Source organism: Alsobacter sp. P4_H11 (assembly GCF_056400925.1).
Genome location: NZ_JBFUKI010000006.1, coordinates 316,250 through 339,219, shown reverse-complemented (window position 1 = coordinate 339,219; position 22,970 = coordinate 316,250). Strand labels below are relative to the sequence as shown.

Genomic DNA, 22,970 nt, shown 5'->3' with positions numbered 1-22,970 from the left:
TAGCGCGACCATTCCGGCCGCACGTTCAGTGGACGTTTCCGAGTGTCGGTAAAGCTTGGCCCTGTTGACCCCGCGCTTTTGAAAGGCTTGCGGGACCATGTGCACGAGCACTTGCGGCGCGCCATCATCGCGGGCGAGCTGCCGGCCGGCTCATGGCTCAACGAGCGCGCCATGGCGGAGCAGCTCGGCGTCAGCACCACGCCTCTCAAGGAGGCGCTGCGACGCCTTGAATCCGAGGGCCTCGTCGCCACCGAGCCGAGAAGGGGCGTCCGCGTGACGTTCGACGCCGGCCAGGCGGAGGAAATGGGCCTCGCCAGGGCGGCGCTGGAAGGCATGATCGCCCGCATGGCGGCGGACCGGATCGACCCCACCGGCGTGGAGCGCCTGCGCGAGGTAATCGGCCGCATGACGAAGGCCACCAAGGCGGGTGACGTCGAGGCCACGATCGACCTCAACGAGGAATTTCACGACGCGATCCACGACATCTCGGGGTGCCGTTACCTGCACCGGCTGATGGTGGGCCAGCGCATCTACGTCCACACCGCCCGAGCCGTGATCCTGGGCGACGCCGAGGAACGGATCCGGGCTCTCGGCGAGCACACCGCCATTTTCGACGCGCTGGCGCGCCGTGATCCCGAGAACGCCGAGCGCTGCATGCGCGACCACGTGCTGCGGTCCGTCCGCCATCACGTCAAGACGGCGTTCGAGGGCCGCTCGCCGGCGGCCCCCGACGGCCGCCCAGCCCCCCTTCCGGAATCCGCCAAGGAGCAGACCCCATGACCAGCCCCCGCCTCCAGACCGCGCTGCGCGGCATTTCTGGCGTCCATGTCACGCCGTATAACGCCGATGGCGCCGTCGATCAGGCGCAGTTGGTCCGCGTGATCGACCGTATCGCGGCCGGCGGCATCCACAACATCGTGTCGGCCGGCAATACCGGCGAGTATTACGCGCTGACGCCGGACGAAGTGCGCGCCGTGCATGACGGCGCCACCCAGGCCAACGCCGGCCGTTCGCTGTTGACGGCCGCGGTGGGCCGCTCGCTGAAGGAAGCGATCGAGCTCGGCCGCCGCGCCAAGGCCGGAGGGGCGGACGCCATCATGGCGCACCAGCCGATGGACCCGTTTGCGGCTCCCCAATCGCAAGCGGCCTATTTCATGGCCATTGCGGACGGCGTCGACCTGCCGCTCGTCGCCTATGTGCGGTCGGACGCCATGAAGGCGAGCGAGCTGCTCGGCATCGCCAACCATCCGAACGTCGCGGCGGTGAAGTTCGCCACTCCCAACCTGATGCTGCTCGCAGACTGCGTGCGCGCCAGCGGGCCCGAGACGGCGATCTGGGTCTGCGGCCTCGCGGAAGGCTGGGCGGCGCCCTTCTATGCGGCCGGCGCGCGCGGCTTCACGTCGGGCCTCGTGAACGTCGACCCGGCGCGCTCGCTGCGCATCCACGCGGCGCTGGAGAGCGGCGACTTTGAAACCGTGCGCGAGCTGGTGAACACCATCGCGACCTTCGAGACGATGCGGACCAAGTTCGGCAACGGCGCGAATGTGACGGTCGTGAAGGAAGCCATGGAGATGATCGGCTTCCGGGTCGGGCCGGTGCGGCTGCCCGGGCTGCCGGCGCTGGACGGGGCCGATCGCGAGACGCTGCGCGGCGTGCTGGCCGGCTGGGGCGTGCTCGACGCCCGCCAGGCGGCCGAATGAGTCGGCCAAGCGCGCGCCTGCCTTGATTCCCCCTGCGGTTCTGCTATAGACCGCGCCTTCGAACCGCCCGGCCGTTAGGGCTGCCGTGGCGGTTCTTTTTCGCGCTCATGATGAGACGAACGGTTCTCACGAACCGACCAATAAAACCGGGGACGGCATGCCGTCCAAGGAGAGCAAAATGCCCAAGATGAAGACCAAGTCGAGCGCCAAGAAGCGCTTCAAGATCACGGGAACCGGCAAGGTTCTCTATGCCCACGCCGGCAAGCGGCACGGGATGATCAAGCGGACCAACAAGCAGCTCCGCAACAACCGCGGCACGGCCGTCCTCTTCGAGGGCGACGCGGCCAACGTGAAGAAGTACTTCCTGCCGAACGGCTGATCGCCCCGGCTCACTTTTTTCCCGATCCAGGAGATCAGCCATGTCCCGCGTCAAGCGCGGCGTCACTTCGCACGCCAAGCACAAGAAGACCCTGAAGGCCGCCAAGGGCTTTTACGGTCGCCGCAAGAATACCATCCGCACCGCCAAGGCGGCCGTGGATCGCGCCATGCAGTACGCCACCCGCGACCGCAAGGCGAAGAAGCGCACATTCCGGGCGCTCTGGATCCAGCGCGTCAACGCAGCCGTGCGTGAGTTCGGCCTCACCTATTCGCGCTTCATCGACGGCCTGAACAAGGCTGGCGTCGAGGTGGACCGCAAGGTTCTGTCCGACATCGCCATCCGCGAGCCGGAGGCCTTCAAGGCCCTGGTCGAGAAGGCCAAGTCCGCCCTGCCGGCCCAGGCCGCCTGAGCGACAACGACACGCCTGACTGCAAAACCCTCGCCGGGCGACCGGCGGGGGTTTTTCTTTGGGCGTTATCTCGGCTCGGCGACGAGACGGTCGCGCTTCCAGAGGCCGGGAAACAGCCGGGCCCATAGCACCGCCACCACGACGGTGCCGACGCCGCCGACCACGACGGCCGGAACGGCCCCGATGGCGGCCGCCAACGCGCCGGATTCAAACTCGCCGAGTTCGTTGGACGCGCCGATGAAGACGCTGTTCACGGCCGCGACGCGGCCCCGCATGGCGTCCGGCGTCTCCGACTGCACGAGCGTCTGGCGCACATAGACGCTGACCATGTCGGCCGCCCCCAGCGCCACCAGGCAGGCGAGCGATAGCATCAGGTTCGTCGACAGGCCGAAGACGATTGTCGCCAGCCCGAACAGCCCCACGGCGAAGAACATGGTGCGTCCCGCTCGATGCTGCAGCGGGCGCGACGCCAGCGTAACCGACATCGCGACGGCCCCGATCGCGGGCGCGCTGCGCAGCATGCCGAGGCCGACCGGGCCGACGAATAGCACGTCACGCGCGTAGATGGGCAGCAGCGCGGTCGCGCCGCCCAGCAGCACGGCGAAGAGGTCCAGCGAGATCGCGCCCAGGATCACGGGCCGCTCGCGGATGAACACGATACCGGCCAGCAACGTGGCGAGCGTGGTCTTCTCCCGGATCGGGGCCCGTTCTCCGCTGCGGATGAACGCGATCAGGAGCGCCGATGTGGCGAAGGACGCCAGCGCGGCCGCGAACACCACGGGCGGGCCGAACGCGTAGAGGATGCCGCCGACGGCAGGACCCGCGATGGACGAGGTCTGCCAGGCGGAGGCGTTCAGCGCCACCGCGCTCGCAAACCCGTCGCGGCCGACCAGATTGGGCAGAAGAGCCTGGCTGGCCGGGTTGGCGAAGGCCCGTGCCGAGCCCACCATCACGGCCAGCGCATAGATGGGCCAGACTGGGGCGTTGGGGTTGAGAGCGACGAGCAGCAGCCCGAGCGACGCGAGCGCGACCACGCTCCAGCACAGGCTCATGATCCGTCGCCGGTCGAAGCGGTCCGCCACGTGGCCGGTGACGAGCGCCAGCGCGAGGGCGGGCAGGAACGCCGCCAAGCCGACCAGCCCGAGCGCGAGCGCGCTGCCTGTGCGGTCGTAGACCAGCCAGCCGAGCCCGACATTCTGGATCTGCATTGCGAGCCCGGACAGGAAGCGCGCCGAGATGAACAGGCGGAAGTCGCGCGAGCGAAGTGCGGCCCAGCCGCTGGCGTTCCTGATCATCGGGTCCTGTGGGGTCGAGGTTCGCTCGCCGTACCACGTCTGGTTTCGGCGTGGCGCCCTGAGTCGCGCAGGGCTGCCCGGGCGCGCACCGCGGAATACGGCTGCTTGCCCGGCGGCTTCGATCTGATATTTCAGCTGGAGGCGTCAGCCAAGGGCGAACAACGAGGACACGCGATGAAGATCCTGATCACCGGCGGCGCCGGGCATGTGGGCCGCAAGCTCAGGCGCGAATTCGCCGGGCGCTTCGCCCTGATCCGCACTTTCGACATGGCGCCGGCGGAGCCGATCGGGCCCAACGAGGAGAGCGTGGTCGGGGACATCGCCGACATGGCGGCGGTTGAGAGCGCGATGCAGGGCATGGACGCCGTTATCCACATGGCGGCCGAGCCGAACGAAGCTCCGATCGAGACGATCCTGCCGGCCAACGTGATCGGGACCTGGAACGTCTACGAGGCGGCGCGGCGCTGCGGCGTGAAGCGCGTGATCTTCGGTTCGAGCAACCACGCGGTGGGTTTCTACCCGCGCGCGCAACGCATCGACGAGCTCGCGCCGGTGCGGCCCGACAGCCGCTATGGCCTGAGCAAATGCTGGGGCGAGGCCACGGCGGCGCTCTACGCCGACAAATACGGGGTGAAGAGCCTGATCCTGCGGATCGGCAACGCCGCCGACCTGCCCGGCAGCGAGCGGGCGCTGGCGATCTGGGTGAGCGGGCGCGACCTCGCGCAGCTCTGCGCGATCGGCCTGGAGCACCCCGACATCCACTGCAACGTGGTGTTCGGCGTCTCCAACAACGCAGCCTGCTGGTACGACAACTCGGCCGCCTATCAGCTCGGGTACAAGCCCCAGGATCGCGCCGAGGACCATGTGGACGCCGCGATGGCGGGCGAGGCCGGCCAGCAGCACGAGCCGGCGGACCTTTATTTCCAGGGAGGTCCGTTCTGCGCGCGGGAATACGCCGGCGGCCCGGTTCCGCCGAAATCCTGAAGGGCTCAGCCTCTGGCGGGTTCGCGTCCCGTGGTCAGCCTCGCATAGGTCGATCGGATCGTGGACTCGCACGCGCGAGTTACGGCCTTGCGGTTCGAATCGACTCCGAAAGGAATGGGCTCGCCCCATTCCACCACGGCGTCGATGGGCGCTCCGGCGATGATCGGCCCCAGATGGGGCAGGAGGTCCATGTCGCCATACCAGGCCAAGGCCGGTCGATCCTGCCGCCCGACAGGCAGGCCGCCGCGCCGGGGATACGCGACCGTGAGTGGCTGCACGGTGACGCTGCCGGTATGGCCGGCCTCCGCGATGGCGTCGCGGGCGGCCCCGATCACCGCCGACTTGAACGGGAGCACGCGGCAGCCGTCGCTGGTGGTGCCTTCGGCGAACAGCACGATGGCGTCGCCGCCCGCAAGCCGCTCGGCGATCTCCCGATTGGCTTCGGCAGCGCCCTTGCGGCGCTGGCGGTCGATGAAGATCGAGCGCTGCAGACGCGCGAACGTGCCGAATACGGGCCAGCTCGCGACTTCCCGCTTGGCGATGAAGCTCATGGGCGCCAGCGTCGAGATCACCACGATGTCGAGCCAGCTCGTGTGGTTGGCGATCACCAGCACGGGCCGCATCGACGCTGGTGCGCCGCGCACCTCGATTCGGATGCGGAACAAGGCGCAGACGAAGCGGTGGAAGAGCCGCGGAAGCGCGTGGGACAGGCGCCAGCCGGCTTTCAGCGCGGTCCATTGAACCGCCATGAGGACGAGCGTCACCGGAACGAGAACCGCCAGCACCGCGGCCAGCCGGAGGCGGCGCATCGCGGCTAGCTCTTGCGATCGTCGTCGAGCGGCACGGCGTAGAGTTCGAGACGGTGGTCCACGAGCCGGTAGCCCAGGCGCCGCGCGATCTCGGCCTGGAGCCGCTCGATCTCTTCCGAGCGGAATTCTATCACCTGACCGGTGCGGAGATTCACGAGGTGGTCGTGGTGCTCGTCCGGCGTCCGCTCGTAACGGGCGCGGCCGTCCTTGAGGTCGAGGCGCGCGATGATGCCGGAATCCTCGAGCAGCTTGACGGTGCGGTACACGGTCGAGATCGAGATGCCCCGGTCGATGTCGTGAGCGCGGCGGTGCAATTCCTCGACGTCGGGGTGGTCCTCGGCCTCGGCGAGCACGCGCGCGATGGTGCGGCGCTGGCCCGTCATCCGCAGCCCGGCGGCGACGCAGCGCTGCTCGATGGGGTTGTTCCGTGGCTGGCGACTGGGACTCACGAGCGACCGCCGAATTGCAACTGGGTCGTCCTTATAGGAAAAGCCCGCCCGGTCGTCCACCGCCCGAGAGGCTAAGCCAGCGTCCGCCGCAGCACCAGGGCGGCGGCTGCCGAGCCGTCCGGCTTGCGGTAGTAGCCGGCGCGGCGGCCAACCTGCTCGAAACCCGCGCGCGCATAGAGCGCCCGAGCGGGCGCGTTGCCCTCGTCGACTTCCAGGAACAGCGTGCGCACGCCGCGGTTCACGAGCGCGCCGAAATGGGCCTGCAGCAAGCGCTTCCCTAGGCCGGCTCCCTGGCGACGGCGCGCCACCGCGATGGTTAGAATCTCGGCCTCGTCGAGGGTGACGCGCGACAGCACGAAGCCGTGCAAGGCCTGCCCTGGGCCGATGCCCTGGCCCACCACGGCGCGGTCCAGCAGCAACGCCTCGCATTCGGAGGCTGACCAACCCGCGTGAAAGCCTTCCGCGTGCAGCGCCGCGATGGAGGCCGCGTCTTCCATGCGGAGCGATCGGACGGAGGCTGAAGCGGGGCTCAGGAAGGGGATGCGCACGACCTCACCGACGCGGAATGCGATGATGATCCTGCGGCTTGGCGTCCGGCGAGCGAAGGTAGAATGGCTTGGGAAGCGCCATTTCGGGGCGGGCCGCCATGCCGAGCTTCGCCACCCAGCCGATATCGGGCGCGGGGCCCGCGTCCACCACGGCGGCGTCCAGCCCGGCGAACCGCGCCTCGGCGCAGAGCGCCTCGGCGCCGGAGCCGACGACCAGCACCGGCCCAGATCCAATCTGGCGCACGACGTCGCGGAGCAGGATCACGCGTGGGGACATCACCGCGCGACCGCCCTGCCCCACCACCTGCGCGTAGACGTGGCCGTGCCGGGCGTCGATCGCGACCGCCACCAGGGCGCGGACGCCGGAGGCGATCAGCGGAGCCGCATAGGCCGAGAGCGTGGTGACGCCCACGGCCGGGACGCCCGCGCCAAGCGCAATGGCGCGGGCCGCCGAGATGCCGACCCGCAGTCCCGTGAAGCTGCCCGGCCCGATCGTGACGGCGACGCGATCAAGCGATCCGAAGCCGCCGTCCACGGTCTTCATGACCCGTTCGAGCATGGGCATCAGCGCTTCGGCATGGCCGCGCGCCATGGGCTCGGATTCCATGGCGACCGGGTTCTCGACCCCGGACTCCATCACGCAGACCGAGCAGGCCTCCAGCGCGGTATCGATGGCGAGAATGCGCACCTTGTGCTCCACGACGGGGCGCCCGAACCGCGCCCTGTCGTGTGTTCGCAGAAAACGCTCGCGACGTGAAGCCCGCGCGCTCAGGCGATCGTGCAGAACTCCTCGAAGTCGAGGCGGGGGCTGCGCGGGAAGAGGCTGGCGGGATCGCCGTAGCCCAGATTGCAGATGAAATTCGACTTCACCTTGCCGTCCGGGAAGAAGGCGGCGTCCAGCGCGGCGTTGTCGAAACCGGACATCGGGCCGCAATCGAGCCCGAGCGCGCGGGCGGCCAGCATCAGGTAGGCGCCCTGCAGGGAGGAGTTGCGGAAGCCGGTCGCCTCGATGGCGGCGGGCTTGCCCTCGAACCAGCTGCGTGCGGTCGGGTTGTGCGGAAACAGCTTGGGCATGTGCACGTAGAATTCGAGATCGTAGGCGACGATCGCGGTTACGGGCGCGGCCAGGGTCTTGTCGCGGTTGCCTTCGGACAGGGCCGGGGCGAGCTTCTGCTTGGCGGCGGCCGACTTCACGAACACGATGCGGGCCGGCCCGGAGTTCGCGGCGGTCGGGCCCATCTTCATCAGATCCGCGACCTGGCGCAGCAGTTCGTCAGACACGGGCTTGTCCAGGAATGCGTTGAACGTGCGCGCGTCGAGAAAGAGCTGGCGCAGGGCGGCGTCGGTGAGCGGCGCCTTCAGGGTGTCGAGCATGGTCGGGGATCCTTGCGGGTCAGCCCACGGCTGACTTCAGCATCCCGAGCAAGATAAAGGCCGCTCCCGAGGGAGCAGCCCATTCGCGTGCAAACACCCGTTTGTGCGGATGCAATGCGGCTCAGACGGCCTGCACCTCGCGCACATCCGGCAGGAAGTGGCGAAGCAGGTTCTGGATACCATGCTTCAGGGTGGCGGTGGAGGACGGGCAACCCGAGCAGGAGCCCTTCATGGTGAGGTAGACCACGCCCTCGCGGAAGCCCTTGAACGTGATGTCGCCGCCATCGCCCGCAACGGCAGGCCGCACACGCGTTTCGAGCAGCTCCTTGATGGTCTCCACCGTGGCGGCGTCAGCCTCGTCGAAGAACTCGTTGTCGGAGCCGTCCGCGGCGGGCTCGGCCTGGCCCTCGAACAGGGCCTCGCCGGACATGAAGTGCTCCATGATGGCGCCGAGGATCGCAGGCTTCAGATGCGCCCAGTCCCCCTCGCCCTTGGTCACGGTGACGAAATCCGAGCCGTAGAACACGCCGGTGACGCCCGGAACCGCGAACAGGCGGCGGGCCAGCGGCGAGCGCTCGGCGGCGCGCGCATCACGGATGTCGAGCGTGCCGTCCGGCATGACGCCGCGGCCTGGCAGGAACTTCAGCGTGGCGGGGTTGGGAGTGGCTTCGGTCTGGATGAACATCGGGATCTCCTCGCACACACGGGTTCAAGGCCCGCAGCGCAATGCGCCGAAATGCTCGGCGACACGCGAATATCTAGCACGATATTTGGTTCACCGCAGGTCCGGAATTAATCCGGAGGCCTACGCAAGCGCGTCGATATCCGCATCCGCCAGCGCGCCCGGCACGATCGCGATCGGGATCGGGAAGGACGCGGCGGCGCCGGCAAGGTTGTTGACGAGCGGCCCGGGGCCGTCCGACCCTGCGCCGGCGGCCAGCACCAGCAGCGAAATGTCCTCGTCTTCCTCGATCAAGGTGAGAATCTCGTCCGCCTTGGCGCCCGTCCGCACGGCCTTTTGCGGATCGATGCCCGCAATCGCGCGGGCGCGGGCGGCGGCCTCCTCGAGCATCCGGCCTGCCTCCTCGGCGGCCTCGGCTTCCATGAGCGAGCCGACGCCGAGCCAGTGCTGGAAATCGGCCGGACTGATCACGGCGAGGAGCAGGAGATCTGCGCCGACGCGCCCGGCGCGGCGGGCCGCGAAATAAAGGGCCCGTCCACATTCATCCGTGTCGTCGATCACGACGAGAAACTTGGGCCGGTGTCCGGCCTCGTAGGACCGTCGGGGCTTCAGCGCCATGCGGCTTGCTTCCATCAGGGCCGGTGCGCCCATGCTTGCAGGCTGTGCGCCGGCCCGCAAGGGCTCCGCGGCCGCCTCAGCGGCGGCGGATAAAGCCCACGATGTCCTTCACGGCGTCCATGTTGGGGCGAGCGATCGCGCTGGCGCGCTCGGCGCCGTCGGCCAGCACCGAATCAATATAGGCCGGGTCCGCCGTGAGCCGCTTCATCTCCGCCCCGATCGGCCCGAGCTTGGCGACCGCGAGGTCCACCAACGAGGCCTTGAAGGACGAGAATTGCGCGCCGCCAAACTCGGCCAGCACGTCGGCGCGGGTGCGCTCCGCCAGGGCGGCAAAGATGCCGACGAGGTTCTGCGCCTCGGGCCGCTTCTCCAGCCCGGCTTCCTCGGACGGAAGCGGCTCCGGGTCGGTCTTCGCCTTGCGGACCTTCTGGGCCACCGCGTCGGCGTCGTCGGACAGGTTAATGCGCGAATAGTCCGACGGGTCGGACTTCGACATCTTCTTGGAGCCGTCGCGCAGGCTCATCACGCGCGTCGCCGGGCCCTGGATCAGGGGCTCGGGGAGCGGGAAAAAGCCGTCGCCATGGCCCGCTGCCGCGATCGAGTCGGCATAGTCGTTGTTGAATTTCTGGGCGATGTCGCGGGAGAGTTCGAGATGCTGCTTCTGGTCCTCGCCGACCGGCACATGCGTGGCGCGGTAAACCAGGATGTCGGCCGCCATGAGGCTCGGATAGGCGTAGAGGCCCAGCGAGGCGTTCTCGCGGTCCTTGCCGGCCTTCTCCTTGAACTGCGTCATGCGGTTCAGCCAGCCGATGCGGGCGACGCAGTTGAACACCCAGGCGAGCTCGGCGTGTTCGTGGACCTGGCTCTGGTTGAACACGATATGGCGCTTGGGATCGACGCCGGCGGCCAGAAAAGCGGCCGTAACCTCACGGATCTGCGCCGTCAGCGCGGCGGGGTCCTGCCAGACCGTGATGGCGTGCATGTCGACGACGCAATAAATGCAGTCATGGCTCTGCTGCAGCGCCACGAATTTCGTGATCGCCCCAAGGTAATTGCCGAGGTGCAGGTTGCCGGTCGGCTGAACGCCGGAAAATACGAGGGGTTTGAAGCCCGCCATCGTCTTAAATCTCCCAAGTCGGCGCGCTTATGGCGGCTTCCCCCTGCGGGCGCAAGGAAAAGCATGCTGCGCAAGCTTCAGGCGAGCGACTTGCGCCAGGTTCTAGCCCCGAAGGCCAACAGGATGGCCGCATAGACGAGCGCTCCGCCGCCGCACAAGGCCGCCAGTGCGCCGGCGCGCATCCAGGCAGGCGCCTCGACGGCGAGCGCCGGTCCGGCCGCGCTCCGGGCCAGGATCACCGCCGTGGCCATTGCGGCTGTCGCGGCCGCCACGGCGACGGAGCGCCGGACCAGCGTTCCGCTTGGTTTCCACCAGCCGGTCGCTCGCAACGCCCATGCGAGAACGAGCGCGTCGACCCAGGCGCCGGCCGAGACCGCCAGCCCAAGGCCGCCGACGCTGTGCTGGGCACGTAACGCAAGCCCCACCAGGATGGTGGTCGCCAGCGCCGCGAGTGCGCCCAGAAGCGGCGGTCGGCTGCGCTCCGCCGCCAGAAAGGGCTGGGCGAGAACGCGCGCGACGGCGGCGGCCGGCAGGCCGACGCTCAAGCCCGCGATTGCGGTCGCGACCGCGGCGGCGTCGATCCCGGTGAAAGCCCCGCGCTCGAACAGGACGCTGGCGATCGGAAAGCTCAGCACCGCAAGCCCGGCGGCGGCCGGTAGGGCCAGAAGGAGGGCCAACAGGATGGCCTGATCCAGCAGCGGCCCTACCGCGCCGGTATGGCCGGTCCGCCCCAGCCTGACTACCTCGTTCAGGAGCACGACGCCCGCGCCGGCCGCCACGAACCCGAGCGGCAACTGGAACAGGCGATCGGCGTAATGCAGGTGCGCCAAGGCGGCGGGCTGGTCCGAGGCAAGGTAGAGCGCCGCGAGGATCGAGAGTTGGGCGGAGGCTGCGGTTGCGAGCCCGGGGACCGCGAGCGCGATGGCCTGGCGCAACGCCGGCGATCGAGTCGGCCACGAAAGGATCGGCCGCGCAGCCCCGCGAAGCAGCGGGAGCGCCACGAGAGCAAGCTGAAGCGCGCCTGCCGCGGAAACTGCACCCGCCACAGCGAAAGCGGCGTGCGCTCCCTCGGCGCCGGCCTGAGCCAGGCCGAGCAGCGTGACCACCAGGACGGCGTTGACGGCCGCCGGCGCCAGCGCAGCCCAACGCAGTCGGCCTTCGGCGGCGAGCAGCGCCCCTAACAGTGCCGACAGCACGGTGGCGGGCACGAGCGCGAGGGTCCATCGTGACAGGTCAATGGCCAGGCCAAGCCGCTCGGGATCCTCAGAAAACCCGCCCGCGAGCGCGAGCACGATCCAGGGCGCCAGGATCTCGGCCGACGCGAACGCAACTCCGAGAACGAGCGCGAGACCGACGATCGATTCGCCGGCGAACCGACGTGCGGCGTGGGGCCCGCCCTCGGCGGCGACACGCGCGTAGACAGGCGCAAACGCGCCGTTGACCGCGCCTTCGCCGACGATGCGGCGCAGGAGATTGGGAATGCGAAGGGCCACCAGAAGGGCGTCGGCGGCCGGGCCCGCGCCCAGGAGGGCGGCAATCAGGACATCGCGGACGAAGCCGAGGATGCGCGACGCGCCCGCGCCTGCGCCCACCACGGCGGAGTCGCGCGCGATGGTGGCGGAAGGCGGATGCTCGGCGGCGGGCGGCGTCATGGCGGGACCGAAACAGGTTCGATCCCGCCTTGCAAGGAGCAGCCCCGCTTAAAGGATGAAGCGGCTCAGGTCGGCGTTGCGGGCGAGATCTCCGACGGCTTTCTCCACATAGGCGCCGTCGATCACGATGGTTTCGCCCGAGCGGTCCGGCGCGGTGAACGAAATGTCGTCCAGGATGCGCTCCATCACGGTCTGCAGCCGGCGCGCGCCAATGTTCTCGACGGACCCGTTTACCTCCACGGCGACGCGCGCGATGGCGGAGATGGCCGTGTCGGCGAAGTCGAGCGTCACGCCCTCGGTGGCCATCAGGGCGACGTACTGCTTCACGAGGCTCGCCTCCGTGTCGGTGAGGATGCGGCGGAAATCGTCCTCGTTGAGGGAGCTGAGCTCGACCCGGATGGGCAGGCGGCCCTGCAGCTCGGGCAGGAGGTCCGACGGCTTCGACACGTGGAAGGCGCCGGAGGCCACGAACAGCACGTGGTCGGTCTTCACCGGCCCGTGCTTGGTGTTGACGGTTGTGCCCTCGATCAGGGGCAGCAGGTCGCGCTGGACGCCCTCACGCGACACGTCGGCGCCTCCGCGGTTCTCGCGGCCGCAGATCTTGTCAATCTCGTCCAGGAACACGATGCCGTTCTCCTCGACGTTGCGAATCGCCTCCGAGACGATCTGGTCCTGGTCGAGGAGCTTGTCGCTTTCCTCGGCGACCAGCGGCTCATAGGCTTCCTTCACGCTGGTGCGCCGCGTCTTGGTGCGCCCGCCCATCTTGCCGAAGATGTCGCCCAGCGAGATTGCGCCCACGGATGCGCCCGGCATGTTGGGCAGCTCGAACATCGGCATGCCGGACTGGCCCTGGGCGAGCTCGATCTCGATCTCCTTGTCGTCCATCTCGCCGTCGCGCAGCTTGCGTCGGAAGCTCTCGCGGGTGTTGGGGCTCGATCCGGGCCCGACCAGCGCATCCAGCACGCGCTCCTCGGCGGCCTTGTGAGCGCGGGCGCGCACGTCCTTGCGGCGGGTCTCGCGCACGAGCCCGATGCCGATCTCGACCAGGTCACGAACGATCTGCTCGACGTCCCGGCCGACATAGCCGACCTCGGTGAACTTGGTGGCCTCGACCTTCAGGAAGGGCGCGTTGGCGAGCTTGGCGAGCCTCCGGGCGATCTCGGTCTTGCCGCAACCGGTGGGGCCGATCATCAGGATGTTCTTGGGCAGGACCTCCTCGCGCATGGGCCCTTCCAGCTGCTGCCGGCGCCAGCGATTGCGCAGCGCGATCGCGACGGCCCGCTTGGCGTCACGTTGGCCAACAATGTAGCGGTCGAGTTCGGAAACCGTCTCGCGCGGCGAAAAAGTGCTCATGATCCGTTCTGCCCTGTCGGGAAGGGTGGAGGCCGGAGCGGCTCAGGCCGCGTCCAGGCTCTCGATGGTCAGATTGCCGTTCGTGTAGACGCAGATGTCGGCCGCGATGCCGAGGCTCTTGCGCACGATCGCTTCGGCGTCGAGGTCGGTGTTCTCGATCAGCGCGCGGGCCGCCGACAACGCGTAGTTGCCGCCCGAGCCGATCGCCATGACGCCATCCTGCGGCTCCAGCACGTCTCCCGCGCCGGACAGAACGAGGCCGACCTGCTTGTCGGCCACCAGCATCATGGCCTCGAGCCGCCGCAGGATGCGGTCCGTGCGCCAGTCCTTGGTGAGCTCCACACAGGCGCGCATGAGCTGGCCGGGATACTGCTCGATCTTGGCCTCGAGCCGCTCGAACAACGCGAAGGCGTCGGCGGTCGCGCCCGCGAAGCCGACGATCACGTCGCCCTTGCCGAGCCGGCGCACCTTGCGGGCGTTCGACTTCATCACGGTCTGGCCGAGGCTCACCTGACCGTCGCCGCCGATCACGACCTTGCCGCCCTTGCGCACCATCAGGATCGTCGTGGCGCGCCAGCGCCCGTCATCGTGTTCAGCCATGGAATCTTCCGGAGTTTCGTCCCACCACACATAGGGGTTGCGGACGGCTGCTCCAATGGGCGCCGGTCGGCAACCATGCTGGCGGAGCGCGTGCTCACGAAAGATGCAGCAGAGTGGCGTTCAGGCACGCGAGTTGCTAGAAGCGGCCCGGCGGGCGACCTTTTCTTCCCTGCAGAGCCCGCGGGAGTTCACGCCATGCGTTCGGCGAGCGTGTCGCGCAAGACGGCCGAGACGGAGATCTCGGTCAGCCTGAGCATCGATGGAACCGGCGAAGCCCGGATCGCCACCGGCGTGGGCTTCTTCGACCACATGCTCGAGCTCTTCACGCGCCACGCCCTGTTCGACGTCACGGTCTCGGCCAAGGGCGACCTGCATGTCGACCAGCACCACACCGTCGAGGATGTCGGCATCGCGCTCGGCCAGGCTTTCGCGGAGGCGCTTGGCGAGAAGCGCGGCATTCGGCGCTACGCCGCCGCGCATCTGCCGATGGACGAGACGCTGAGCCGCGTATCGATCGACATCTCGGGCCGGCCCTTCCTGGTGTTCCGGGCCGAGTTCACGCGCGACAAGATCGGCGAGTTCGACACCGAGCTCGTGCGCGAGTGGTTCCAGGCTTTCGCGACCAATGCCGGGATCACGCTGCACGCCGAGACGCTGTATGGCGACAACAACCACCATATCGCCGAGAGCCTGTTCAAGGGTCTGGCGCGCGCCTTGCGTGAGGCGTGTGCGGTGGACCCCCGCGAAGGCGAGCGCGTTCCCTCCACCAAGGGCGCGCTCTGAGCGCAGTTGACCCTGCGCGCCCGCATGCAATTGGGGAAAGGCGCCTCATGACGACCTATTCTGTCCACCTTCCGGCCGAGGCGGTTCCGGGCTCCCCGGAGGGCCTCGAGCGCGCCGTCCTGGTGAAGGACGGCTTCCATTGGACCGCGCTGGTGTTCCCGCTGCTGTGGCTGCTGTTCAACCGCCTCTGGTGGGCGTTCCTGGCCTTCGTGGTCATCACGATGGCTGTCGTGTTTCTGGGGCGTGCGGCCGGCCTAAGCGAGACCGCGATTGCGACGCTCGACCTCCTGATCGGGCTATTCGTCGCGATCTCGGCGCCCGACCTGAAGGCTTGGGGCCTCGGGCGCCGCGGCTACGCGATCGCGGACGTGGTGACGGGCACCTCGGCGGACGACGCGGAGCGCCGCTTCTTCGACCGGTGGCTGTCGCGCACGGCTGCCGCCCCGGGCGCGCGTCCGGCCGGGCAGACCCCCGGGCAGGGATACGCGTCACGACCGCAGCCGCAGGTGCTCGGGCTGTTTCCTGACGCCGGGGCGGCCCGATGAGCATCGCGATCATCGACTACGGGTCGGGCAATCTGCACTCGGCCCAGAAAGCGTTCGAGCGGTCGGCCCGCGAAGCCGGGCTCGACACGCCCGTAAGGCTGACATCGGACCCCGACGCCGTGCTTCGCGCGGAGCGGATCGTGCTGCCGGGCGTGGGAGCGTTCGCGGATTGCCGGGCCGGCCTTGATGCCGTTCCGGGCATGGTGGACGCGCTGGAGGAGGCCGTGCGTCGGCGCGGCAAGCCGTTTCTGGGTATCTGCGTCGGCATGCAGCTGATGGCGAGCCGTGGGCTCGAATATGTCACCACGGATGGCCTCGGCTGGATCCCGGGGGACGTCACGCTTCTGCAGCCCGACGATCCGGCGCTGAAGATCCCTCACATGGGCTGGAACACGCTCGATGTCCGGCGCGAGCACCCGTTGCTTGCAGGGATTCCGACCGGGCCGGACGGATGGCACGCCTATTTCGTGCATTCCTACCATCTCGCGGCCGCTGATCCCTCGCTGGTCGTCGCCGAAACCGAGTATGGCGGTCCTGTCACCGCCATGGTGGCGCGTGACAACATGGCGGGCGCACAATTCCATCCCGAGAAGAGCCAGAAACTCGGACTGGCGCTCATCGCGAATTTCCTGAGGTGGCGTCCGTGATCCTGTTTCCCGCAATCGACCTGAAGGAGGGCCGCTGCGTGCGGCTCGTGCAGGGCGACATGGCGCTCGCGACCGTGTTCAACGACGACCCGGCCGCCCAGGCGGCGGATTTCGAGGCGCAGGGCTTCGAGTGGCTGCACCTCGTGGATCTCGACGGCGCCTTCGCGGGCCGGCCGGTGAACGCCCAGGCGGTAGAGGCCATCCTGGGCCGGGTGAGCCTTCCCGTGCAGCTCGGCGGCGGCATCCGCGACATGCGGACCGTCGAAGGCTGGCTTGCGAGCGGCATCCGTCGCGTCATCATTGGAACGGCGGCTGTGCGTGATCCGGACTTCGTGCGCGAGGCTGCTCGCCGCTTTCCGGGCCAGATCGCGGTCGGCATCGACGCGCGTGACGGCCGTGTGGCGGTGGAAGGCTGGGCACGCCTGTCGGAGATGTCCGCCGAGGACCTTGGCCGCAAGTTCGAGGACGTCGGTGTGGCGGCCCTGGTCTACACCGACATCGCGCGCGACGGCATCCTGACCGGCCTCAACATCGAGGCGACGCTCGCGCTCGCCAACGCGGTCAGCATTCCGGTGATCGCGTCGGGCGGCCTGGCGTCCATCGACGACGTGCGCCGCATGCTGGAGCCGGACTGCGCCGTGCTGGAGGGCGCGATCTCTGGCCGGGCCCTCTATGACGGCCGGCTGGACGCCGAGGAAGCGCTCAAGCTGATCCTTTCCGTGCGGGGGAGCACGCCCGATGCTTAAGGTGCGGGTCATCCCCTGCCTAGACGTGAAGGACGGGCGCGTCGTCAAGGGCGTGAACTTCGTTGGCCTTCGCGACGCCGGCGACCCGGTGGAAAGCGCCATCGCGTATGACGCGGCCGGGGCGGATGAGCTCTGCTTTCTCGACATCACGGCCAGCCATGAGCGGCGGGGCACGCTGATCGACGTGGTCACCCGCACGGCCGAAGCCTGCTTCATGCCGCTTACGGTGGGAGGCGGCGTCAGGACGGTCGAGGACATCCGGGCCCTGCTGCTCGCCGGGGCCGACAAGGTCTCGATCAACACCGCGGCGGTGACGGACCGCCATTTCGTGCGCCGGGCGGCCGAGAAGTTCGGCGTCCAGTGCATCGTGGTGGCGATCGACGCCAAGAGGGTCTCGGGTCCGGACGAAGATCCGCGCTGGGAAATCTTCACGCATGGCGGCCGCACGGCCACGGGCATCGACGCGATCGCGTTCGCGGAGGAAGTCTGCGAGCTGGGCGCCGGCGAGATCCTGCTGACCAGCATGGATCGGGACGGCGTGAAGACCGGCTACGACGTGGCGCTCACACGCGCGGTGGCGGACGCCGTGCCCGCGCCGGTGATCGCCTCGGGCGGGGTCGGCAACCTCGACCATCTGGTTGAAGGCGTGCGCGAGGGTCACGCAAGCGCGGTGCTCGCGGCATCGATCTTTCACTTCGGCGAATACACGGTGCGGCAGGCCAAGGAACGGCTTGCGGCCGCCGGGCTGCCGGTGAGGATGGATTGATGGCGTTTTCGCTCAACGACCTGGACAGCTATCTGGCCGAGCGCGCGAAAGCGTCGCCGGATGAATCCTACACCGCCAAGCTGCTCGCCAAGGGGCCGTCCCACGCCGCCAAGAAACTCGGCGAAGAAGCCGTCGAAGCCGTGATCGCAGCCGTCGAAGGCGATGTTCATGCGTTGAAGATGGAAAGCGCCGACGTTTTATATCATCTCTTAGTCGTGCTTCGCGCGAGAGGCTTGTCGTTGCAGGATGTCCTCGACGAGCTCGCCCGCCGGACCGCGCAAACCGGGCTCCAGGAAAAGGCGTCACGCCCGCAAGGCTGACGACGAACCAAGCCCCGCAAAGGAGCGCGCATGAACGAGCGCGTCACGCCAGCGCCGGACGAGCTCTCGCCCTATCGCGTCTTCTCGCGGGACGAGTGGGCTGCCCTGCGCGCCGATACACCCCTGACGCTGGGCGTCGAGGACCTGATCAAGCTGCAGTCGCTGCACGATCCGATTTCGCTCGAGGAGGTGGTGGCGATCTACCTGCCGCTCTCGCGCCTGCTGTCTTTGTATGTCGCGGCCACACAAGGGCTGTTCAAGGCCACGCAGCGCTTCCTTCTCGCCGAGGATGGCAAGATGCCGTACGTGATCGGCATCGCAGGCTCCGTCTCGGCCGGCAAATCCACCACCGCGCGCGTGCTGCGGGCGCTTCTGTCGCGGTGGCCGAACACCCCCAAGGTCGACCTCGTGACCACCGATGGCTTCCTGTTGCCCAACGCCGTGCTGCAGCGTGAAGGGCTAATGGAGAAGAAGGGCTTTCCGGAAAGCTATGACGGCTTGGCCCTGACGCGCTTCCTGTCTCAGGTGAAAGCCGGTGAGCGGAAGGTCAAGGCGCCGGTTTACTCGCACCTGACCTACGACGTCATGCCGGACGAGTTCGTGACCGTCGATCGGCCGGACATTCTGATCGTAGAGGGCCTGAATGTGCTGCAGCCGAGCCGGCTTTCGCGCGAAGGCAAGACGGTGCCGTTCGTGTCGGATTATTTCGACTTCTCGGTCTATCTCGACGCCGAGGAAGACCTGCTCGAGAAATGGTACGTGTCGCGTTTCATGACGCTTCGCCAGACGGCTTTCCGGGACCCGCGTTCGTTCTTCAAGAAATATTCCGAGTTCACGGACGAGGAAGCCGAAGCCACCGCCAAGGCGATCTGGCATCGGACCAATCTGCCGAACCTGCGCGAAAACGTCCTGCCGACCCGCCCGCGCGCCAGCCTGGTGCTGACCAAGGGCGCGAGCCACCGGATCGAGCAGGTCGCGCTGCGAAAGCTCTAGGGACTGTCTCCCGTTTCACGTGAATCCGGCAAGGCGGCGCGAGCCGCCCTGCAATGTTTCACGTGAATCCGTTTCGGCTCAGAGCACGCCGTTGTCGCGCGCAAGGTCCAGAAGGCTGACCTCCGGACGCGCGCCGACATGCTGGATCACTTCGGCGGCCGCGAGCGCTCCGAGGCGGGCGCAGGTCGTCGCTTCGAGGTCGCGCGCGACGCCGAACAGGAAGCCTGCCGCGAACAGGTCGCCCGCGCCGGTGGTGTCCACCAGGTTCTCGATCGGGAAGGCGTCCACGGCCTGGGTCTGCTCGCGGGTGACGATGAGGCACCCTTCTTCGGACCGGGTGACGACGCCCAGCAGGTTCTCGTCACGGAACGCCGAAACCGCAGTGGTGAAATCGGCCGTCTGGTAGAGGCTCTTCAGCTCGCTCTCGTTCGCGAACACGATGTCGAGCGCGCCGGTGCGCATCAGGTCGAGGAACTCGTCGCGGTAGCGGTCGACGCAGAAGCTGTCCGACAGCGTCAGCGCGACCTGTCGGCCTGCCGCATGCGCCAGCTGGGCGGCGCGCCGGAACGCCTGCTTGGCCTGGTCGCGATCCCAAAGATAGCCTTCCAGGTAGACGATGCTCGACGCCGCCACCACGTCAGGGTCCACATCCTCGGGGCCGAGGTTCTGGCAGGCGCCCAGGTAGGTGTTCATGGTGCGCTCGCCGTCGGGAGTCACCAGGATGAAGCTGCGGGCCGTGGCGGGGCCGTCGTTAGACGGCGCGGTGGGAAAATGGACGCCGATCGACCGGATGTCGTGGGTGAAGAGCCCGCCAACCTCATCGTTCTTGACCTTGCCGATATAGGCCCCGCGCCCGCCGAACGACGCGACGCCGACGATCGAGTTGGCGACCGAGCCGCCCGAGATCACGGTCGCCGGGCCCATGGCCGAAAACAGCCGCTCGGCTTCCTGCTCCTCGATCAGCCGCATCGCACCTTTATGCAGCTGGTTCGCGAGAAGGAACGCATCGTCGGTTCGAGCCAGCACGTCCACGATGGCGTTGCCGAGGCCGAGGACGTCATAGAGCGGTGCGGTCATGAGGCGGCGTTCCTGAATGGCGGTGCGCCCGTGTGGGGCAAGGCGCGGACCGGGTCAAGGTTTGGGGCGGGCCTGAGCGGCGGCGAGGATCGCCTCGATGCCGGCGATGTCGTCGCCGTCGAGACGCCCGACCATGCGGGCAAAGCGGTTGGCGAGGCGGGTCGCGTCCGGAGAGAGGCCGGCGGTGTCGACCGTGACGCGCGGATGGGAGACGTCGGCGAGGCGCAGGAGCTCTTCGGCGTCGTCCCAGATGATGTTGAAGTAGTGGATCACCCGCTGCACGAAGCCCCAGTTCGGGCGGCCGCGGCGGCCGTGCTCCAGGGCTGACAGGTAGGTGGGCGTCACACCCAGCGCTTCGGCCATGTCCTTCAACTGGACGCCGCGCTCGGCGCGGAGCTCGCGCAGGCGCGCGCCGAACGGCGTCATGACGCGCCCGGCCCACGCGGGCGGCGCATCCGGATATAAAGCGCGCCGGAGCCGCCGTGATGTGCGGCCGCCTCTTCGAAGCCGACCACGAGGGGGCGCAAATCCGGCAGCCGCAGCCAGTGCGGGACTGTCCGCCTGAGGACACCGCGCTCTTCGAACAGCCCTCCCCGTTCGGCGGGACCTCCGCCCTTGCCGGTCACGACGAGAACCACGAGATGGCCCTGCGCCTGGGCGCGGTGGAGAAAGCCTCGCAGCGCGTCGTGAGCCTCGGCCTGGCGCATGCCGTGGAGGTCGATCACGGCCTCGATCGCATGCGAGCCGCGCGATAGCCGTTGCCGGAGACGGCGTTCGAGGGGAGCCAGCGGGGCGATCGGCGCGGGCGCGGGCTTCGGCTTGGCGAGCGCGCCGGGAGCCTTGGCGACATCGCTCGCAGGCGGCGCTGGCGCGGGCGGCTCGGCGGGAGGCGGGGCGACCACCGGAGCCTGGCCCGGCATGGGGTTCACGTGCCGGGTCACCTGCGCCCAGAGGGCGACCTCGTCGCTGGTGAGGGATCGGCGCCGGCGCTGGGTCACGGCCGGACTTTCGGGAGAAGCACGACGAAGCGGCCCCTGTGTCGCACCAGCCCGGCCTGCCGGCCGGCTTCGGCGCCCGAGCCAAGAAAGATGTCGGCGCGCGCGGCGCCGAGAATGGCCGAACCCGTGTCCTGCGCGGTCATGAGACGCGCGAAAGGCGAGCCCGTCGCGGATGACAGGTCCGCGTCGATCCAGAACGGCAGACCGTAGGGCCAGAGCGACCGGTCGACCGCGATGGAGCGCCCGGGCGTGAGCTCGACCGAGGCCGCGCCGGTCGGGCCCTGGTCGGGCCGCATGCCCTTTCCGAGCGCAAAGAAGATGTAGGACCGGTTGAGCCGCATGATCCGCCGGCCGTCGTCCGGGTGCTCGCGAAGCCAGGCCTTCAGCTTTTCGAGCGTCATCTCCTCGAGGGTCATGTGGCCCTCGGTGACGATCACCTTGCCGATGGACGTGTATGGATGGCCATTCCGCCCGGCATAGACCAGGCGGCGCAGCTTGCCGTCCGGAAGCCGCACCCGCGCGGAACCCTGCACCTGCGCGAGGAAGAGCTCGACCTCGTCCCGGACATACAGGAGCTCGAGCTTGCGGCCGTTCAGGGCGCCACCCCAGATCGCGGCCCTGTCCGGATAGGGCTCGAGCCCGGCGGGCGTCTTCCGCGCCGCCGTGAGACCTCCGTCGAGACCCGGAACGCCGCCCGGATAGGACGCAAGATCGTCAGGACGGGCCAAAACCGGGACGGGAAACCGCTCGCTTCGGGTCAGCGAGCCTTCCATCTCGGGCTCATAATAGCCGGTGAGGAAGCCCTGCCCCTCAGCGGGCGTGATCTCGTAGGGCTGGAACTCGCGCTCGAAAAACGCCCGCGCGGCCGCGGCTTTCAGCGGGCCGAGCTCTAGCCCGCGCCGGCAAATGGCGACCAGGGCGGGGTCCGGCGGCAGCCCGGGCCGGAGCGACGCGCCGGAATTGGCGATGGGCTTGCAGGTTTTCGCGAAGGCCCTGAACGCGGCCGCGTGGTCGTCCGCCCCCCAGCCGGCGAGCGCCGCGAACGCGAGCGGCTTCAGCGTGGAGCCGCCAGGACCGGAGCGAATCGGCAGATCAACGGTCGACATCGCGAGGGTCTCGGGGCGAGCCGTGGACGGCAGCAGCGCGAGCAGCAGGATCGCCGCGCGGGCGACCGCGCGCAGCCGCATCCCGGGCACGTCGTCAGTGCCCGGCTTCGGTGGCGACGAGCTTCCAGTTCGGATCGCGGGACCCTGCCTCGCGGGCGAAGGTCCACACATCCGTCACGTCGACGACCTTGGTCGAATCGCCGTCGATCACCGCGCCGGTCTGGTCCTTGGTGGCGGTGATCAGCTTCGAGACGAAGCGCACCGTGACCTGGGCCGTGCGGCCGCGCAGTTGCGCGTCGACATACTCGGCCTTGTCGATGGACACGAAGGTGGTCTCGACCTTTTCGCCGCGCTTTTCGCGCTCCGTGATCGCGCTGACGAAACCCTCGTAGACATCCTTGGACAAGAGGTCCTTCAGAGATTTGCGATCGCCGCTCGCGAAAGCGGTCACGATCATCTCGTAGGCCGACTTGGCGCCCTCCCGGAACACCCTGGGGTCGAAGCCGCCATCCGCGGCCGCGATGGCGTCGAAGCCCGCCGCAAGCGGAGTGGCGTCCTCCGCGTATCCCTGCCAGCGGTCAGGGTCGTGCTGGCCCATCGGCGGAGCCGCGGCTTCCTCGGGCCCGCGATCCAGGCGAACGACGTTGGAATCGTTGGCGGGCGAAGGCGTCTGCGGCGCCCGGCGCATCACGGGCGGACGCTCGTTGCCGGTGCGCGTTCCCAGGACCGAGCGAAGACGCCAGATCACGAAGACCGCCAAGGCCAGGAAAATGATGGTCGTGAGGTCGAAGGAGTCCTGCATCGTCTCGTCGTCTCGCGCCGCCTCGGCCCCGCGCCGAAATATCGGGTTCCCTTCTATATGGACCGTCCTGCGCTGGACTTCCACCCGCGGGCGTGGCGAAGCGCGCAGGCGCAAGCCGCCGCGTGAAGGCGCGAAGCCGCAGGCGCTCCTTGTGGGGCTCGTCTTTCCGTGTTAGCCCGCGCGCCGAAGAGCCGTCGCAAGCCGGCCATCGCTCAACG

29 protein-coding genes are annotated in these 22,970 nt (G+C 68.6%); 12 read left to right on the top strand and 17 right to left on the bottom strand.

Going from position 1 to position 22,970, the window contains the following annotated elements; all coding sequences use genetic code 11:
• Nucleotides 1-42 precede the first annotated feature (42 nt).
• From AC1DSZ_RS13270 to rplT, 4 genes are all read left to right on the top strand, one after another.
• Nucleotides 43-780 carry a GntR family transcriptional regulator gene (locus AC1DSZ_RS13270; protein WP_476838824.1) on the top strand — a complete coding sequence of 246 codons (738 nt, stop codon included), beginning with the start codon at nucleotides 43-45 and terminating at the stop codon, nucleotides 778-780.
• Nucleotides 777-1,700 carry a dihydrodipicolinate synthase family protein gene (locus AC1DSZ_RS13265; RefSeq protein WP_476838823.1) on the top strand — a complete coding sequence of 308 codons (924 nt, stop codon included), beginning with the start codon at nucleotides 777-779 and terminating at the stop codon, nucleotides 1,698-1,700. The genes AC1DSZ_RS13270 and AC1DSZ_RS13265 overlap by 4 nt, the downstream gene beginning before the upstream one ends.
• A 178-nt stretch (nucleotides 1,701-1,878) precedes the next feature.
• A complete protein-coding gene (gene rpmI, locus AC1DSZ_RS13260; RefSeq protein WP_188520211.1) occupies nucleotides 1,879-2,079 on the top strand; it encodes a 50S ribosomal protein L35 in 201 nt (66 codons plus the stop codon).
• A 40-nt stretch (nucleotides 2,080-2,119) separates the two neighbouring features.
• Nucleotides 2,120-2,488 carry a 50S ribosomal protein L20 gene (gene rplT, locus AC1DSZ_RS13255; RefSeq protein ID WP_188520210.1) on the top strand — a complete coding sequence of 123 codons (369 nt, stop codon included), beginning with the start codon at nucleotides 2,120-2,122 and terminating at the stop codon, nucleotides 2,486-2,488.
• Nucleotides 2,489-2,553: 65 nt separating this feature from the next.
• On the opposite strand, the gene AC1DSZ_RS13250 is transcribed toward rplT, so the two are convergent.
• Nucleotides 2,554-3,783, bottom strand: coding sequence for an MFS transporter (locus tag AC1DSZ_RS13250; RefSeq protein ID WP_476838822.1), 1,230 nt, complete (start codon nucleotides 3,781-3,783; stop codon nucleotides 2,554-2,556).
• Nucleotides 3,784-3,957: 174 nt separating this feature from the next.
• On the opposite strand from AC1DSZ_RS13250, the gene AC1DSZ_RS13245 reads away from it, so the two are divergent.
• Entirely contained in the window at nucleotides 3,958-4,767 is an 810-nt protein-coding gene (locus AC1DSZ_RS13245; RefSeq protein ID WP_476838821.1) for an NAD-dependent epimerase/dehydratase family protein, read from the top strand.
• 5 nt (nucleotides 4,768-4,772) lie between these two features.
• On the opposite strand, the gene olsA is transcribed toward AC1DSZ_RS13245, so the two are convergent.
• The 11 genes from olsA to hslV all read right to left on the bottom strand — a co-directional run bounded on the left by olsA (nucleotide 4,773) and on the right by hslV (nucleotide 13,969).
• Entirely contained in the window at nucleotides 4,773-5,576 is an 804-nt protein-coding gene (gene olsA, locus AC1DSZ_RS13240) for a lyso-ornithine lipid O-acyltransferase (RefSeq protein WP_476838820.1), read from the bottom strand.
• A gap of 5 nt (nucleotides 5,577-5,581) precedes the next feature.
• The gene (locus AC1DSZ_RS13235) at nucleotides 5,582-5,959 is read right to left on the bottom strand and encodes a Fur family transcriptional regulator (RefSeq protein ID WP_476838875.1); all 378 of its coding nucleotides are present in this window, start codon (nucleotides 5,957-5,959) and stop codon (nucleotides 5,582-5,584) included.
• Between the two features lie 137 nt (nucleotides 5,960-6,096).
• On the bottom strand, nucleotides 6,097-6,522 hold the full coding sequence (locus AC1DSZ_RS13230) for a GNAT family N-acetyltransferase (protein ID WP_476838819.1): 426 nt from the start codon (nucleotides 6,520-6,522) through the stop codon (nucleotides 6,097-6,099).
• A gap of 55 nt (nucleotides 6,523-6,577) precedes the next feature.
• Nucleotides 6,578-7,261, bottom strand: a complete 684-nt coding sequence (gene tsaB / locus AC1DSZ_RS13225; RefSeq protein ID WP_188520205.1) for a tRNA (adenosine(37)-N6)-threonylcarbamoyltransferase complex dimerization subunit type 1 TsaB — start codon at nucleotides 7,259-7,261, stop codon at nucleotides 6,578-6,580.
• An 80-nt stretch (nucleotides 7,262-7,341) separates the two neighbouring features.
• The gene (locus tag AC1DSZ_RS13220) at nucleotides 7,342-7,947 is read right to left on the bottom strand and encodes a malonic semialdehyde reductase (protein ID WP_476838818.1); all 606 of its coding nucleotides are present in this window, start codon (nucleotides 7,945-7,947) and stop codon (nucleotides 7,342-7,344) included.
• Nucleotides 7,948-8,068: 121 nt separating this feature from the next.
• The gene (locus tag AC1DSZ_RS13215) at nucleotides 8,069-8,632 is read right to left on the bottom strand and encodes a NifU family protein (protein ID WP_476838817.1); all 564 of its coding nucleotides are present in this window, start codon (nucleotides 8,630-8,632) and stop codon (nucleotides 8,069-8,071) included.
• A 120-nt stretch (nucleotides 8,633-8,752) separates the two neighbouring features.
• Nucleotides 8,753-9,247 (bottom strand): universal stress protein, encoded by a 495-nt coding sequence (locus AC1DSZ_RS13210; protein WP_476838816.1) that lies wholly within the window; start codon nucleotides 9,245-9,247, stop codon nucleotides 8,753-8,755.
• A gap of 76 nt (nucleotides 9,248-9,323) precedes the next feature.
• Nucleotides 9,324-10,364, bottom strand: coding sequence for a tryptophan--tRNA ligase (gene trpS, locus AC1DSZ_RS13205; protein WP_476838815.1), 1,041 nt, complete (start codon nucleotides 10,362-10,364; stop codon nucleotides 9,324-9,326).
• Between the two features lie 77 nt (nucleotides 10,365-10,441).
• Nucleotides 10,442-12,016, bottom strand: coding sequence for a murein biosynthesis integral membrane protein MurJ (gene murJ / locus AC1DSZ_RS13200; protein WP_476838814.1), 1,575 nt, complete (start codon nucleotides 12,014-12,016; stop codon nucleotides 10,442-10,444).
• A gap of 48 nt (nucleotides 12,017-12,064) precedes the next feature.
• Nucleotides 12,065-13,369: an ATP-dependent protease ATPase subunit HslU gene (hslU, locus tag AC1DSZ_RS13195; protein WP_476838813.1), complete on the bottom strand. Its 1,305-nt coding sequence runs from the start codon at nucleotides 13,367-13,369 to the stop codon at nucleotides 12,065-12,067.
• Nucleotides 13,370-13,411: 42 nt separating this feature from the next.
• Entirely contained in the window at nucleotides 13,412-13,969 is a 558-nt protein-coding gene (gene hslV / locus AC1DSZ_RS13190) for an ATP-dependent protease subunit HslV (protein WP_476838812.1), read from the bottom strand.
• 195 nt (nucleotides 13,970-14,164) lie between these two features.
• On the opposite strand from hslV, the gene hisB reads away from it, so the two are divergent.
• From hisB to coaA, 7 genes are read left to right on the top strand one after another with little or no spacing between them, the layout of a single operon-like run.
• Entirely contained in the window at nucleotides 14,165-14,752 is a 588-nt protein-coding gene (gene hisB / locus AC1DSZ_RS13185; RefSeq protein WP_476838811.1) for an imidazoleglycerol-phosphate dehydratase HisB, read from the top strand.
• Between the two features lie 47 nt (nucleotides 14,753-14,799).
• On the top strand, nucleotides 14,800-15,297 hold the full coding sequence (locus AC1DSZ_RS13180) for a DUF2628 domain-containing protein (protein WP_476838810.1): 498 nt from the start codon (nucleotides 14,800-14,802) through the stop codon (nucleotides 15,295-15,297).
• Nucleotides 15,294-15,944 carry an imidazole glycerol phosphate synthase subunit HisH gene (gene hisH / locus AC1DSZ_RS13175; protein WP_476838809.1) on the top strand — a complete coding sequence of 217 codons (651 nt, stop codon included), beginning with the start codon at nucleotides 15,294-15,296 and terminating at the stop codon, nucleotides 15,942-15,944. Before AC1DSZ_RS13180 ends, hisH begins: the two co-directional genes overlap by 4 nt.
• The gene (gene hisA, locus AC1DSZ_RS13170) at nucleotides 15,932-16,690 is read left to right on the top strand and encodes a 1-(5-phosphoribosyl)-5-[(5-phosphoribosylamino)methylideneamino]imidazole-4-carboxamide isomerase (protein ID WP_476838808.1); all 759 of its coding nucleotides are present in this window, start codon (nucleotides 15,932-15,934) and stop codon (nucleotides 16,688-16,690) included. The genes hisH and hisA overlap by 13 nt, the downstream gene beginning before the upstream one ends.
• On the top strand, nucleotides 16,683-17,456 hold the full coding sequence (gene hisF / locus AC1DSZ_RS13165) for an imidazole glycerol phosphate synthase subunit HisF (protein WP_476838807.1): 774 nt from the start codon (nucleotides 16,683-16,685) through the stop codon (nucleotides 17,454-17,456). The genes hisA and hisF overlap by 8 nt, the downstream gene beginning before the upstream one ends.
• Nucleotides 17,453-17,776, top strand: coding sequence for a phosphoribosyl-ATP diphosphatase (locus AC1DSZ_RS13160; RefSeq protein ID WP_476838806.1), 324 nt, complete (start codon nucleotides 17,453-17,455; stop codon nucleotides 17,774-17,776). Before hisF ends, AC1DSZ_RS13160 begins: the two co-directional genes overlap by 4 nt.
• Nucleotides 17,777-17,806: 30 nt before the next feature.
• Nucleotides 17,807-18,769 (top strand): type I pantothenate kinase, encoded by a 963-nt coding sequence (coaA, locus tag AC1DSZ_RS13155; protein ID WP_476838805.1) that lies wholly within the window; start codon nucleotides 17,807-17,809, stop codon nucleotides 18,767-18,769.
• 78 nt (nucleotides 18,770-18,847) lie between these two features.
• Here the strand turns inward: coaA and AC1DSZ_RS13150 are convergent, their stop codons facing one another.
• From AC1DSZ_RS13150 to AC1DSZ_RS13130, 5 genes are read right to left on the bottom strand one after another with little or no spacing between them, the layout of a single operon-like run.
• Nucleotides 18,848-19,846, bottom strand: a complete 999-nt coding sequence (locus AC1DSZ_RS13150; protein ID WP_476838804.1) for an adenosine kinase — start codon at nucleotides 19,844-19,846, stop codon at nucleotides 18,848-18,850.
• 54 nt (nucleotides 19,847-19,900) lie between these two features.
• Entirely contained in the window at nucleotides 19,901-20,272 is a 372-nt protein-coding gene (locus AC1DSZ_RS13145) for a helix-turn-helix domain-containing protein (protein ID WP_476838803.1), read from the bottom strand.
• Nucleotides 20,269-20,844: a Smr/MutS family protein gene (locus tag AC1DSZ_RS13140; RefSeq protein ID WP_476838802.1), complete on the bottom strand. Its 576-nt coding sequence runs from the start codon at nucleotides 20,842-20,844 to the stop codon at nucleotides 20,269-20,271. Before AC1DSZ_RS13140 ends, AC1DSZ_RS13145 begins: the two co-directional genes overlap by 4 nt.
• Nucleotides 20,841-22,031: a murein transglycosylase A gene (gene mltA / locus AC1DSZ_RS13135; protein WP_476838801.1), complete on the bottom strand. Its 1,191-nt coding sequence runs from the start codon at nucleotides 22,029-22,031 to the stop codon at nucleotides 20,841-20,843. The genes AC1DSZ_RS13140 and mltA overlap by 4 nt, the downstream gene beginning before the upstream one ends.
• Nucleotides 22,032-22,044: 13 nt before the next feature.
• Entirely contained in the window at nucleotides 22,045-22,752 is a 708-nt protein-coding gene (locus tag AC1DSZ_RS13130; RefSeq protein ID WP_476838800.1) for a Tim44/TimA family putative adaptor protein, read from the bottom strand.
• Nucleotides 22,753-22,970 lie beyond the last annotated feature (218 nt).